This is a genomic window from Rhodococcus daqingensis (genome assembly GCF_042665615.1).
Taxonomy (GTDB): domain Bacteria; phylum Actinomycetota; class Actinomycetes; order Mycobacteriales; family Mycobacteriaceae; genus Rhodococcus_G; species Rhodococcus_G daqingensis.
Genome location: NZ_JBHTCS010000017.1, coordinates 414,450 through 427,233 on the forward strand (window position 1 = coordinate 414,450; position 12,784 = coordinate 427,233).

12 protein-coding genes are annotated in these 12,784 nt (G+C 68.5%); 2 read left to right on the plus strand and 10 right to left on the minus strand.

The window, feature by feature from the left end:
- Positions 1 to 66: 66 nt before the first annotated feature.
- The 5 genes from ACFQS9_RS16030 to ACFQS9_RS16050 all read right to left on the minus strand — a co-directional run bounded on the left by ACFQS9_RS16030 (position 67) and on the right by ACFQS9_RS16050 (position 5,190).
- Positions 67 to 465: a CU044_2847 family protein gene (locus ACFQS9_RS16030; RefSeq protein WP_378406329.1), complete on the minus strand. Its 399-nt coding sequence runs from the start codon at positions 463 to 465 to the stop codon at positions 67 to 69.
- A gap of 703 nt (positions 466 to 1,168) precedes the next feature.
- A complete protein-coding gene (locus tag ACFQS9_RS16035) occupies positions 1,169 to 1,804 on the minus strand; it encodes a TetR/AcrR family transcriptional regulator (RefSeq protein ID WP_378406331.1) in 636 nt (211 codons plus the stop codon).
- Positions 1,801 to 2,505 carry a TetR/AcrR family transcriptional regulator gene (locus tag ACFQS9_RS16040; RefSeq protein WP_378406333.1) on the minus strand — a complete coding sequence of 235 codons (705 nt, stop codon included), beginning with the start codon at positions 2,503 to 2,505 and terminating at the stop codon, positions 1,801 to 1,803. The genes ACFQS9_RS16035 and ACFQS9_RS16040 overlap by 4 nt, the downstream gene beginning before the upstream one ends.
- Positions 2,506 to 2,625: 120 nt before the next feature.
- On the minus strand, positions 2,626 to 4,209 hold the full coding sequence (locus tag ACFQS9_RS16045; protein WP_378406335.1) for a flavin-containing monooxygenase: 1,584 nt from the start codon (positions 4,207 to 4,209) through the stop codon (positions 2,626 to 2,628).
- Between the two features lie 30 nt (positions 4,210 to 4,239).
- A complete protein-coding gene (locus tag ACFQS9_RS16050) occupies positions 4,240 to 5,190 on the minus strand; it encodes an alpha/beta fold hydrolase (protein WP_378406337.1) in 951 nt (316 codons plus the stop codon).
- Between the two features lie 129 nt (positions 5,191 to 5,319).
- Here ACFQS9_RS16050 and ACFQS9_RS16055 point away from each other — a divergent pair, with 129 nt between their 5' ends.
- Positions 5,320 to 6,189: a polyphosphate kinase 2 family protein gene (locus tag ACFQS9_RS16055; RefSeq protein WP_378406339.1), complete on the plus strand. Its 870-nt coding sequence runs from the start codon at positions 5,320 to 5,322 to the stop codon at positions 6,187 to 6,189.
- 29 nt (positions 6,190 to 6,218) lie between these two features.
- Here the strand turns inward: ACFQS9_RS16055 and ACFQS9_RS16060 are convergent, their stop codons facing one another.
- From ACFQS9_RS16060 to ACFQS9_RS16075, 4 genes are all read right to left on the minus strand, one after another.
- Positions 6,219 to 6,440 carry a hypothetical protein gene (locus ACFQS9_RS16060; protein ID WP_378406341.1) on the minus strand — a complete coding sequence of 74 codons (222 nt, stop codon included), beginning with the start codon at positions 6,438 to 6,440 and terminating at the stop codon, positions 6,219 to 6,221.
- A gap of 38 nt (positions 6,441 to 6,478) precedes the next feature.
- Positions 6,479 to 6,817, minus strand: coding sequence for a hypothetical protein (locus ACFQS9_RS16065; RefSeq protein WP_378406343.1), 339 nt, complete (start codon positions 6,815 to 6,817; stop codon positions 6,479 to 6,481).
- Positions 6,818 to 6,888: 71 nt separating this feature from the next.
- Positions 6,889 to 7,455 (minus strand): type 1 glutamine amidotransferase domain-containing protein, encoded by a 567-nt coding sequence (locus ACFQS9_RS16070; RefSeq protein WP_378406345.1) that lies wholly within the window; start codon positions 7,453 to 7,455, stop codon positions 6,889 to 6,891.
- A 162-nt stretch (positions 7,456 to 7,617) separates the two neighbouring features.
- Positions 7,618 to 8,658, minus strand: coding sequence for an NAD(P)-dependent alcohol dehydrogenase (locus ACFQS9_RS16075; RefSeq protein ID WP_378406347.1), 1,041 nt, complete (start codon positions 8,656 to 8,658; stop codon positions 7,618 to 7,620).
- Positions 8,659 to 8,812: 154 nt separating this feature from the next.
- Here ACFQS9_RS16075 and ACFQS9_RS16080 point away from each other — a divergent pair, with 154 nt between their 5' ends.
- Positions 8,813 to 10,333, plus strand: coding sequence for an endoglycoceramidase I (locus tag ACFQS9_RS16080; protein WP_378406349.1), 1,521 nt, complete (start codon positions 8,813 to 8,815; stop codon positions 10,331 to 10,333).
- Between the two features lie 64 nt (positions 10,334 to 10,397).
- Here the strand turns inward: ACFQS9_RS16080 and metE are convergent, their stop codons facing one another.
- Entirely contained in the window at positions 10,398 to 12,692 is a 2,295-nt protein-coding gene (gene metE / locus ACFQS9_RS16085) for a 5-methyltetrahydropteroyltriglutamate--homocysteine S-methyltransferase (protein WP_378406351.1), read from the minus strand.
- Positions 12,693 to 12,784 lie beyond the last annotated feature (92 nt).

Here is a 12,784-nt window from a genome sequence, read left to right on the forward strand (position 1 = left end):
GGACGGGATCGACACCGGAGAGCCCCGTCGGCGCCCGGCCTTCTGTGCAATGCACCACGCCGTCGATCATGGGTCACTACCCGTGGACGGGGACGGTTCCCCGTGCAGGGGCCCGTGCTTGGCGCCGACAGATTCTTTGCTGTTCCAGGTCAGCGCGACGCGAAGTTGTGCGCCGGCTCCGGCCGCTGCTAACACCGCGCCGGCCTTCGCTGACAATTCCAGTCCGAACTCGACCCGCACCTCCTCGGGTGCGGAGGCAAGGTCGGTCAACTGGCTCAGAACGGCTTCGGCGACTAAGCGGATTGTGCTCAATGCGGACTCGAAGCTCTGTCCTGCTTGTTCTATGGCGCCCTGAATGTAATCGCGCCCACCCCGCGTTACCACCCTTCCGTATTGGTCGGAAGAGTCCACACGCACGAGGACTTCGCCGCCGCTTTCGAGGGGGAACTTGATCGCCTCTATCACCGTTTGTGCCCCTGTTCGTTGTCCCTCAATCGCGCGCCCCTGGCAAGCGATTTCCGGGCATCGGCAAATATGGTCACATCGCACCAGCGTCTGACCAAGTATTGCGCCGTTGCGCCGTGTTGTATCGCGTAGTCGACTACTCGATCAGTAATGACTGTCAATCACGGTGCCGGGGCAGCCCCGTCGTTGCCGCTGACCCGAATTGACTCGCAGTGGGCGGCGAGCTGTGGCGCCGGCGGTTGACTGCGGCGCCAGCGCGATCGGAAGGAAACGGTCGCCCCGGGCGTGTCGGAGGGTGGGGCCAAGATTCTTTCCGTCACCACCCACCGAATCCTGAGGGGGTGAGGCCAGATTTCTCCGTCATGTGGGGCCAATCAACCCTACAGAGCCACTACCTACATACGGCTCCACGCGCCGGATGGATGTTGCAAAACGCCCCAGCGGACGGAAAGCCCGCTGGGGCGCCTGCACCGTGCCGCGGCGCGGTCCCTGGGCGGGGACAAACCGGCAGGCGGCTCGGTCGACCGGGCACAAGTGCTGGGGTTGCGCGGAGGGGTGAACTCTCCGAGAACCTGTGCCCGGGGTTCTATTACGAGACGGGGACGAACATGCCGGTAGCGTCGGAATACTCCCACCGGCGCCCCGCAGGGTCACTGGACCTCTTCGACGAAGGACACCGAAGGCCTGCTCTGACGGGCGCGCGTCACGCCCCGACCGGCTCGACCCCGATGCCCGAACGCAGGAAGTCGACGAGCGGTGCCGCCAGGTCCTCCGCCGTGGCGGGCCCGTGCAGCGGGAACACCGCGGAGGCGAGCAGGATCGAGCCCATCGCCTCGCCGACCACCTCCAGATCGACGGCACCGTGCAGGTCCCCGCGCCGCACCCCGTCGGCGAGGAACTCCGCGGCGACGTCGCCGAACTGCCCGAACACGCCGAGCAACCGGTCGATCAGCACCGGATCGATCGACGGCGCCTCGAACACCACGAAGCGGATCAGTTCCGGTTCCTGCCGCACCAGCTCGTGCAGCCGATCGACGATGCGCCGATAGCGCTCGAAGAACTCCTCGAGGTCGGCCGACCGTCCGAGCGCGTCCTCGACGATCCGGTCCCGGATCAGTTCGAAACCACGGTCCACGACCGCATCGAGCACATCGCGCTTGCTGGTGAAGTAGTTGTAGAAGGTTCCGTGGCCGACGCCGAGTGCCGCCACGATGTCGGCGACGCCGCAATTCGCGTAGCCCTGCGCGACGAACACCTGCGCGGCCGCCTGGATCAGCTCGCGACGCCGCTCGGCGCTGCGCCCGCCCGCGGTCCGGCCGCCGCCTGCTCCGTGGCTCACGTCGCGGGACCGCCCGCACCCGGCCGGCGCAGGCCGAACGACACCAGCGCGACGATCGCGTCCGTGTACCGAGTCCGGTCCGCGGCGCATTGGCCGACCCGCAGCCCGCGGAGCAGACCGGGCCAGGTCAGGGCGATGATCGAGTGCCCGACCGCGTCCGTGTCGAGGTCCTTCCGCAGCCAGCCGCCGAGGATTCCGTGTTCGAGCACCTCCGCGACGAGCCCGGCCAAGACCTGCTCGCCCCGCATCACCCGGCGGCCGAACTCGTCCTCGATCGCGCTGGCCTCGACCATCAACAGCTTCAGGACGTTCGGGGATTCCTCGACCAGCCCGAACAGCGCGTCCGCGAGTGCCCGGATCCGGGCGATCAGCGATTCCAGCGTCTCCGGCGGTTCCAGCAGTGCGGGTGCGTCGACGACGTCGATCAGTTCCCGCAGGCAGCGGTCCATCACGTGGTCGAGGATCTCGCGCTTGCTGTCGAAGTACCGGTACACGGTGCCGAGCCCCACCCCCGCGCGCTTGGCCACCTGCGCCGCGGTGGTCGCCTCGTAGCCGCGCTCGGCGAACTCCTCGATGGCCGAGGACAGGATCTGGTCCCGGCGGGCCTCGGACAACCCCGGCTGTGGCGGCCGGCCACGCCGGGCGGGCGCCTGCGCGAGCGCGTCGGCGGGCCGTGTCAGCTCGGTGGGCGTCGACGACACAAGCCTGGCTCCTTCGGCGGCGCAGCTCGGGAACTCACGACAATGCGCCCGCATCGGCGGGCGCATTCATGGACCGGTCGGTCACCGATCCATGATCAGGATCTTACCCAACCGCGGGCCTCACCCGGTGGTCTCGATGACCTGCACCGCCGGGTCGTCGGCAGCGGGGCGGCGGCGGGCCGCTGACCCCGAGGCGCCCCCGACCAGTTCGAAATCGGACGGGTTGAGTCGGCGGGTCCGCAGCCAGTACTGCCAGGTGAACCCGGGCCAGATCGTGCGGTTGACCCCCTTGGCGTCGAGGTACCAGCTGACGCAGCCGCCGTTGGTCCACACACCCTTGGACAGCTTGGCCTGGATGTCCGCGTTGAATCGGTCCTGCACCTCCTGCCGCACCGAGATCGCCTCCGCCGCGTTGTCGTCGACCAGTGCCATCGCCGCCAGCACGTACCGGATCTGCTGCTCGATCATGAACACCACCGAGTTGTGTCCCAGTCCGGTGTTGGGCCCGAGCAGGAAGAAGGCGTTCGGGTAGCCGGCCGCGGTGATGCCGAGGTGGGTCTGGATGCCGTGCTCGTTCCAGTACGGCACCAGTTCCCGGCCCCCGACGCCCGCGACATTGACACTGTCGTATCCGTCGGTGACGTGGAAGCCGGTCCCGTAGATGATGGCGTCCACCTCGCGCACGACGCCGTCGCCTGCCACGATTCCCGACTCGAAGACCCGCTCGATCCCCTCTGTGATGATCTCGACGTTGGGCTTGGCCAGCGCCGGGTAGTAGTCGTTCGAGCCCAGGATGCGCTTGCACCCGATCCGGTAGTCGGGGGTCAACTTCCGCCGCAGCACGGGGTCGGCGATGCTGCGCGCGATGTTCTTCTTCGCGATCTTCTCCAGCGGACGCATCAGGTTCGAGTGGCCGTTGAGGCCGAGCGCCAGCGCCTCCGACGCCCAGTAGATGCCGTTGCGGAAGGCCCTCCTGACGGGCGGCACCAGGTCGAAGACCCGGCGCATGCGGGTACCGATCGAGAAGTTCTTGCGCGGCACGACCCACGCCGGCGTGCGCTGGTAGAGCTGCAGGCTCGCCACCTCGTCGACGATCTCGGGGACGAACTGGACGGCGCTGGCGCCGGTGCCGATCACCGCGACCCGCTTGCCGGTGAGGTCGTAGTCGTGGTCCCACCGGGCGGAGTGGAACGCGACGCCACCGAACTCCTCGATCCCCGGCAGCTCGGGGATGTTGGGGACGTGCAGGGCTCCCACACCGGAGACGAGGAACTGCGCGACGTACTCGTCGCCCTCCTCGGTGACGATGTGCCAGCGGTTCTCGGTCTCGTCCCAGTACCCGCCGTTGGTGGTGCGGCCGAAGTGGGTCTTGGCGCGCAGGCCGTACTTGTCGGCCAGGCCCCGGAGGTAGGCGAAGATCTCCGGTTGGTCGGACCACACCTTGGACCAGCCCGGGTTCGGCTCGAACGAGAACGAGTACATGTGTGTCGGCACGTCGCAGGCGCACCCGGGATAAGTGTTCTCCCGCCAGGTCCCGCCGACCTCGTCGGCCTTCTCGAGGACGATGAAGTCCGGGCGACCCGCCTTCAACAGTTGGATGGCCATGCCCATCCCGGAGAAGCCGGCGCCGATGATGAGTACCCGCGTCCGGTGCACCGCGGTCGCAGACCTGCCCGCGCGCGTTGGCTCGACATCACTGGTCACGGTCGCCCCCGTTCTCCCTGTCGGTGAGCGCTACGCGCTCTCGTCGGCGATCGGCGCGGCGGCACCCGTCCCCCGCGCGGAGTCCACGTCGAACGACGCTGCCCGTTCCGCCAGGTCGATCAGGTGTGGGGCCAGGTCGACCGCACACTCATACGGTAATTGGTGACCGGCGCCCGGATACACGAGCAGCGTCGAGGACGGCAGCCGGCTCGCGATCTTGCGCGCGTGCGTCGGCGGGCACAGCTTGTCCTGCGAACCGGCCGCGACCAGCGTCGCCGCGGACTCGTACCGCGACAGGTGGTGGGCCCGGTCGTGGGCCATGATGTCGCGGCCGAACCGGTGCATGCTGCGCGGATCGGCGCGCTGCATCTCGTCGACGGTCCGGGCGACGTCGAGCGCCCGCGGTTCGCGCCCGAACAGCAGCCACGCGATCGCGCGACGTCGTAGCGCGGCCGGGAGCACTCGGTACACCCGGAATCCGAGTCCGACCAGGGGCAGCAGCACCGAGAGCAGTCCGGGCACCTTCGCCACTGCCTTGTCCAGCCTGCCCGCGGCGGTCGCGAGGAACGCCGCCCCCGCGACCCGCCTGCGCACCAGGTCCTCGTGTCGTTCGGCGAGCGCCATCATCGCCATTCCACCCATCGAGTGCCCGACCAGGACCACCCTCCCCGTCGGGATCCGCCGGTCGATCAGTTCGGCCAGGTCGTCCGCGTATCGGGCCAGGGTGGCGCCGCCTTTCCCCGCGGGACCGGAGCGGCCGTGGCCCCGGCAGTCGACGGCGATGGCCCGGACCGGGACCCCGGCACCAGCGACGAGCAACGCGGTCAGGTCGTCCCACGATCGACTGTCGAGGGTCCAGCCGTGGGCGAAGAGCACGGTGACGGCCGCGTCCCGCGCCCCGCTGTCGGTGACCGCCAGCCACACGCCGTCCGAGGTGCGGAAGCCGTCCGTGCCGTCCGCAAACGCCGCCTGCGATGCCATGTCCGTCCTCGACTATCCGATACCTACGGTGATACTAACCAGATGTGACGGCCCTCACCATCGCCGTCGGGGCCGAAACGCCGCAGGCAGCAGCGCCGATCTCGCCCGCGCCGTGACTACAGTCACGACATGGCCAAGCATCCGAAGGATTCAGACGGCAACTGGGAGATCCCCGCCGCCCTGGCAGTGCGGGCGACGCCGGACACCCGGGTCGCCGATATCGACACCGGTGGCACGCCGGGCTTCGTCGGCAACAAGGCGCTGGGCGAGCGGCTGCTCGAGGAACGCGGCGCCAGGCTGTCCGAGCTCCAGGAGCTGCTCTATGCCAACGGGCGGTCCGGCGACACCCGCTCGGTGCTGCTCGTGTTGCAGGGCATGGACACCGCGGGCAAGGGCGGGATGCTCCGCCACGTGATCGGCCACGTCGACCCGCAGGGAGTCGACCACGCCTCCTTCGGCGTCCCCACCGAGGAGGAGAAGCGGCACGACTACCTGTGGCGCATCCGCAAGGCGCTGCCCCGGAAGGGGCAGATCGGCGTCTTCGACCGGTCCCACTACGAGGACGTGCTGGTGGTCCGGGTGCACAACCTGGTGCCTCCGGAGGTGTGGGAGCCGCGCTACGACGAGATCAACGCCTTCGAGCGGGAGCTGGTCGAGGCCGGCACGACGATCATCAAGGTGGCGATGTTCGTCTCGCTGGAGGAACAGAAGGCCCGCCTGACCGAACGGCTCGAGCGGCCCGACAAGTACTGGAAGTTCAATCCGGGCGACATCACCGAGCGCGGCTTCTGGCCGGACTATCAGAAGGCGTACCAGGCCATGCTCGACCGGACCTCCACCGAGCACGCACCCTGGTACGTGGTGCCCTGCGACCGCAAGTGGTACAGCAGGCTGGCGGTCACCGAACTGCTCATCGATGCACTCGAGGGACTCGAGTTGAGCTGGCCGCCTGCAGATTTCGACATCGACGCGGAGAAGGCCCGGCTCGCCGAGTCCTGAGCACCGGGTCCGGTCGCCGGCGATGCCCCCTACGGGAAGTGGGGCGTGTCCCGGTTCAGCTTGTGGTCGTGGTGGACGGTTCCGCCGACCACCACGACGGCCGTCGCGATCACCAGCAGCAGGGCCGAACCGGCGACGATGGCCCAGCCTGGGTGGCCGGACCCGGCGGCCACCAGGAACATCCCCAGGGTGAGCGCGGTGAGCAGGACACAGCCGAAGCCGACCCACCCGGCGAAGATATTCAGACTCATCGGTGGCTCCTCTCGGCCGGCGGCGTCCTTCGCTCTCGTCAGCGCACGGGCCAGCGGTCGCCGCCGGGCAACGGGAACCGGGGGGTGTGCTGGTGCACTCGGCGATCGTGGCGCACGGCGCTGCTCACGATGCTCGAACCGATCAGCAGGCAGGCCACGCAGACCAGCCCCGCCACGATCGCCCAGCCGGTGAAGCCCGATGCGTGAGCGAGCAACGTCAGTGCGAACGTGAGCAACGCGACGAGACCGAGGGCGTAACCGACCCATTCGGAGAACAGGCTCAGTTTCTCGGGGAACCGGCGCACCTGCCCGGGGAACTGTCGCACCTGGTCGGAGAACATGTTCAGCCTCATGTCGGAGAACAGATCCCGGATCATCTCATTCCTCCTCGCGTCGAGGATCGACTGTTTTACTCGACGCTACGCCCGCCTAACGGACCGCGACAAGGTCAGAATTGACCCACCGATTCGGGGTGCTGGGTGAACTTGCCGACGATCGCCGCGCAGAACCAGTGCAGGTCCGCCGGTCCGCGGCTGGTCACCATGTTCCGATCCACGACGACCTTCTCGTTCACGTGACTGCCGCCCGCGTTGATGATGTCGGTGCGCAGGCTCGGCCAGCTGGTCAGGGTCCGCCCGCCGACGACGTCCGCCTCGAGCAACATCCACGGGCCGTGCCCGATCGCCCCGACCGGCTTGCCGATGTGCACGAAGTGCCGCACGAATGCGACCGCGTGGTCGTCGACCCGGAGCCGGTCGGGGTTCATCGTGCCGCCCGGCAGGATCAGTCCGTCGAAGTCGTCGACGTTCGCGCGCGAGACCACCAGGTCGACCGGGAACCGGTCCGCCGGCTGCACATCCGCGCGGTACGCCTGGATCTCCCCCGGCTCCAGGGAGATCAGCGACACCGCGGCGCCCGCCGCCTCGACCGCGCGCCGCGGTTCGATCAGCTCGTCCTGCTCGACCCCGTCCGTTGCGAGGATCGCCACCCGGTGACCCTCGAGTTGCCGTGTCATGTGCCCCAGACTCCTCCGCGCTCTGCCCCCGCCGCGCCCGGCGGCCTCGCTCGCGGCGCGCTTCCAGGACGGATGCCGCGAGCACACCCGGGCCTGGTCCGAGTATGAACCTCGCCGGGTGGCACTGCCAGAGTCAGACGGGTGGCATCGCCCGGGGAGCGATCAGAAGGTCGCCGCGTCGATGACGAAGCGGTAGCGCACGTCGCTGCGGACCACCCGGTCGTAGGCCGAGTTGATGCGGTCCGCGGAGATGACCTCGATCTCCGCGCCGATCCCGTGTTCGGCGCAGAAGTTCAGCATCTCCTGGGTCTGCGCGATTCCGCCGACCATCGATCCGGCGAGGCTGCGACGGTTCGCCGCGAGCGAGAACCCGCTGACCCGGATCGGCTTCTCGGGCATGCCGAGCTCCACCAGCACCCCGTTGATCGCGAGCGTCGACATGTACAGGTCGATGTCGAGGTTCACCGAGACGGTGTTGAGGATCAGGTCGAACCTCGACCGCAGCGCCTTGAAGGTCGCCGGGTCGCTCGTCGCGTGGTAGTGGTGGGCACCGAAGCGCAGGCCGTCGTCCTGCTTGCTCAGCGTCTGACTCAGCACGGTCACCTCCGCGCCGAGCGCGGCCGCGATCTTCACCCCGACGTGCCCGAGCCCGCCCATGCCGATGATGGCCACCCGCTTGCCCGGGCCCGCACCCCAGTGCCGCAGAGGCGAGTACAGCGTGATGCCCGCGCAGAGCAGCGGCGCGGCGACGTCCAGTGCGAGACCGTCCGGGATGGCGAGCACGAACCCCTCGGTGACCACGATGTGGGTGGAATACCCGCCCATCGTGTACTCACCATCACCGATTCGCGAGTTGTAGGTCTGCACAACGCGTTTGACGCAGTACTGCTCGTCCCCGGACGCGCAGGCATCGCATGCGCCGCAGGAGTCGACAAAGCAGCCGACGCCGACGCGGTCCCCGACCCGGTGCCGGGTCACCTCGGAGCCGACCGCCGCCACGACGCCCGCGATCTCGTGACCCGGCACGACCGGATAGTGGGTGCCGCCCCACTCATTTCGCGCCGTGTGGATGTCCGAATGACAGATGCCCGCGTACTTGATCTCGATGAGCACGTCGAGCGGACCCAGGTCCCGACGCTCGATACTGACCTTTTCGAGTGGTGCATCGGCCTGGGGTGCCGCGTAGGCGGAAACGATGAGCATGGCTACATGTCTATAGACATCCCCGGTGTCGCGCAATGCCGATGCCGGACTCGGGTTCGAGTTCATCGAAACCACACGCGGCCCGGCTCGTCTCCCTACGATCGCACTGTTGGACAACTGTCCATATTGCTGTACGAATCCCCGGAGGCAATACATGCACCGACTGCTGGCGATCGGCTTCGCCACAGCCTTACTCGGAACCCTGGTCACCTCCGCGCCCGCGATCGCCACCGCCGACGAAGTCGAGAGACCACCGGCGAGCCAGGTTCACGCGGAGGGCCGCTCGCTGGTCGACGCGTTCGGGCGCACCGTCCTGCTGCACGGGGTGAACAACGTCGACAAGAGCGCCCCGTACCTCAATCCGGGTGACGGGCTGACGATCACCGATCAGGACGCAGACCTGCTCACCCGACACGGGTTCAACACCGTCAGGCTCGGGGTCTCGTTTGACGGGCTGATGCCCGAACGCGGCCGGATCGACGACGCGTACCTTGAGCGAATCGCGGGCACGGTCGACATGCTCGCCGCCCGGGGCATCCACGTCCTGCTCGACAACCACCAGGACGGACTCTCGAACATCTGGGGCGGCAACGGCTTTCCCGCCTGGTCGATCGAGGCGCGTCCCCTTCCCGGCGAGCCGAACCCCGGGTTCCCGATGAACTACCTGATGCCGACCATGAACCTCGGCTGGGACGAGGTCTGGAACAACACCCACGGCGTGCTCGACCACCTCGGCACCGCCCTCGGCGCGCTTGCCGCGAAGGTGAACGACAAACCGGGCGTGGTGGGCATCGAGCTGATGAACGAACCGTGGCCCGGAACACCGTTCCTGACCTGTTTCCCGAACGGCTGCCCGGACTTCGACCGGAAGTACCAGGCGGCGATGCAGAAGCTCACCGATCACGTCCGCGCCGCGAACCCGACGGTCCCCGTGTTCTGGGAGCCGAACGTCACCTGGAACCAATTGATGCCGACGAACCTCGCCAACCCACCGGCGACGCCCGCGATCAGCGACCCGAACATCGTCTTCGCCCCGCACGACTACTGCATCCCCAGTCAGCTCGCGATCTATCTCCGCCTGCCGGAGGCCCTGCGCGCCGGCTGCGAACTGCAGCAGGAGAACACCTGGCGCAATATCGACGCATTCACCGCGCGCGCCGGCATCCCGACCGTGGTGACCGAGTTCGGCGACGGCGATCCCACCGTGCTCTCCAGCACCCTCGCGCGCGCCGACGCACGCTTCATCGGATGGCAGTACTGGCACTACAGCAGCATCTTCGGGCCGACCGGCCGCCCCGACCCGTTTCTCGGGGAGGTGGGCCGCCAGTTGGTGCGGACCTACCCACAGGCCACCGCGGGCCAACCGGTCCAGCTCCGATTCAACCCGGAGGGTGGCGATTTCGAGTACACCTACCGACCTCGCCCCGCGGCCCGCCCGACCGAGATCTATGTCTCCGACCTGCACTACCCTGGCGGATACGTCGCCGAGGTGCAGGGTGGACAGGTGACGTCGGCGCCCGGAGCCCGGATCGTGACGGTCGAGACCGACGGCGCGGCGCCCGTCACCGTCCGGATCCATCGCCCCGACTCCACCGGCGACGACCTGCCTGAGGCGGCCGGTTCCGCCGAATCGGGTTCGAGCGGTTCTGTCGGCGCGGGAAGCAGCGGATCCTGACGCTCCCGTCGCACGCGGAAGGCCCCGGACCCGTGCGGATCCGGGGCCTTCGTCGCGTCCACCCCTAGTCGGCCGAGGCAGCCTTCTCCGCCCGGCGGCGCAGACGACGCGCCGCCGCCACGAGGTTCCGCAGCGAGGGCTCGAGCTGCCAGTAGTGCCGGGTCTTGAGGCCGCCGTCCGGGTTGGCCCACAGTCGGTCCAGCTCCACGGACTCCGCCGCCTCGGTGAGCAGCTCGTCGAGCTCGTCGATGTCCGGGATTCGGGCCGAACGACTCTCGTACACACCGGGTCCCACGCCGTGGGTGAGCTTGCGCTCCTTGATGGCGTCGAGAACCCAGGTGATCGAGCGGGTCGCCACGATCGCGGTCACGTCGCAGTCCATCCGCTCGATCGCGTCCACCACCGACTTCTGCGTGGTGTAGGTCAGGTGGGTGTGGATCTGCGTCTCCGGCTTGGCACCGCCGGTCGCCAGCTTGAACGCGTCGACCGCCCAGTCCAGGTACTCCTTGCGCCCACCGGCCCTCAGCGGCAACAGCTCCCGGATGGCCGGCTCGTCGACCTGGATGATCGAGATGCCCGCGGCCTCGAGGTCGGCCACCTCGTCACGGATCGCCAGCGCCAACTGGTCGGCGGTCTCGTGCAGCGGCTGGTCCTGCCGGACGAAGGAGCGCGCCAGCATGGTGATCGGGCCCGTGAGCATGCCCTTGACCGGCTTGTCGGTCAGCGACTGCGCGTAGCCGATCCACTCGACCGTCATCGGCCCCCGCCTGCGGACGTCGCCGTAGAGGATCGGCGGCCGCACGCAGCGGGACCCGTACGCCTGGACCCAGCCGTTGTGCGTGGACGCGAATCCGTCCATCAGCTCGGCGAAGTACTGGATCATGTCGTTGCGCTCGTGCTCGCCGTGCACGAACACGTCGAGGCCGATGTCCTCCTGCAGCCGGATCGTGCTCTCGATCTCGGCCTGGATGCGCTTGACGTAGTCCGCCCACTCCAGCCGCCCCTGGCCGAGCTCGTACCGCGCCTGCCGGACGGCGTCGGTCTGCGGGAACGAGCCCAGGGTCGTCGCCGGGACCATCGGCAGGTTCAGCTTCTGCTGCTGCGCCTGCCTGCGCTTCTCGTACGGCGCCCGGATGCGATCCTCGGCCTTGATGGCGTAGACCCGTTGGCGCACTTCGTGCTTCTGCTTGAAATGCACCTTCGTCGGCTTCTTGCGCCAGCGCTCTGAGGGGCCCTCGGTGAGCGCCTTGGCCAGCGAGACCACCTCGCCGACCTTCTGCTTCGCGAAGGCGAGCCGGTCCGCGACGTCACCGTCGAGGTCCCACTCGGCGAGCACGTCGTAGGGCACGTGCATCAGCGAGCAGGACGTCGAGACCACGAGGTCCGGGATCACGTCCTTGAGCGAGGACAGGTAGGTGAGCGTGACGAAGTTGTCCGCCCGCCAGACGTTCCGGCCGTTCACGACGCCGGCGTAGAGGCGCTTGCGCTTGAGCCCGGGGATCTTCGCGAGCTCGTCGGCCGGGACCTTGCCGTAGACCAGGTCGAGACCGAGCGCCTCCACCTTGGTGGCGGCCAGGATCGGCAGGGCCTCACCGAGATTCCCGTAGGGACCGGTGACCAGGATCCGCGGCCGCAGCGGCGCATGGGACAGCGCGGTGTACGCCCGGTCCAGCGCGGCCAGTTCCTCCGGGGTGCGGTCCTGGGTGAAGGCGGGCTCGTCGAGCTGGACGCAGGTGGCCCCGGCCTTGGCGAGCAGTTCGAAGAGCGCCTCGTACTGTGGGAGCAGCGAATCCAGCAGGTCGAGAACCGAGAAGCCGTCCGCCGCATCGGCGCTCGCCTTCGACAGCAGCAGCAGCGACAGCGGGCCCAGGATCACCGGACGCAGCTCGATGCCGCGGGCCTTGGCCCGCTCGAACTCGTCCATCAGCGCGTCGGCGCGCAGCGTGAACACGGTGCGCTCGTCGAGCTCGGGCTGGCGATAGTAGTAGTTGGTGTCGATGAACCGCACCAGCTCCAGCGGCGGGAAGTCGGGCCGTCCGCGGGCCATGGTGAAGTAGAAGTCGAGTTCGTTCAGCTCGCCCTCGAGCGGGGCGAACCGGCCGGGCACGGCGCCGAAGAGCAGCGCGTTGTCCAGCACGTGGTCGTAGTAGGAGAAGGTGTTACCGGGGACCTGCGTCAGGCCGGTCGCGGCCAGCTCGCTCCAGGTCTGCTCCTGGAGCTCACGGCCCACTGCGATCAGCTCGGCCTGGCTGGACTGCCCGTGCCAATACGCCTCGAGTGCCCGCTTGAGTTCGCGTCGGGGCCCGATCCGGGGGTATCCCAGGACGCTGGAGCCGTAGGTGGCGGCGCTGTTGGACATCGTGTCGACCTCTCCCTCGATGCGCTTCGCGCCCGTGGGCCTTTCTCACTGCCACAGCGTTGCTGTCACAAACAATGAAAGGCCCACGGGCG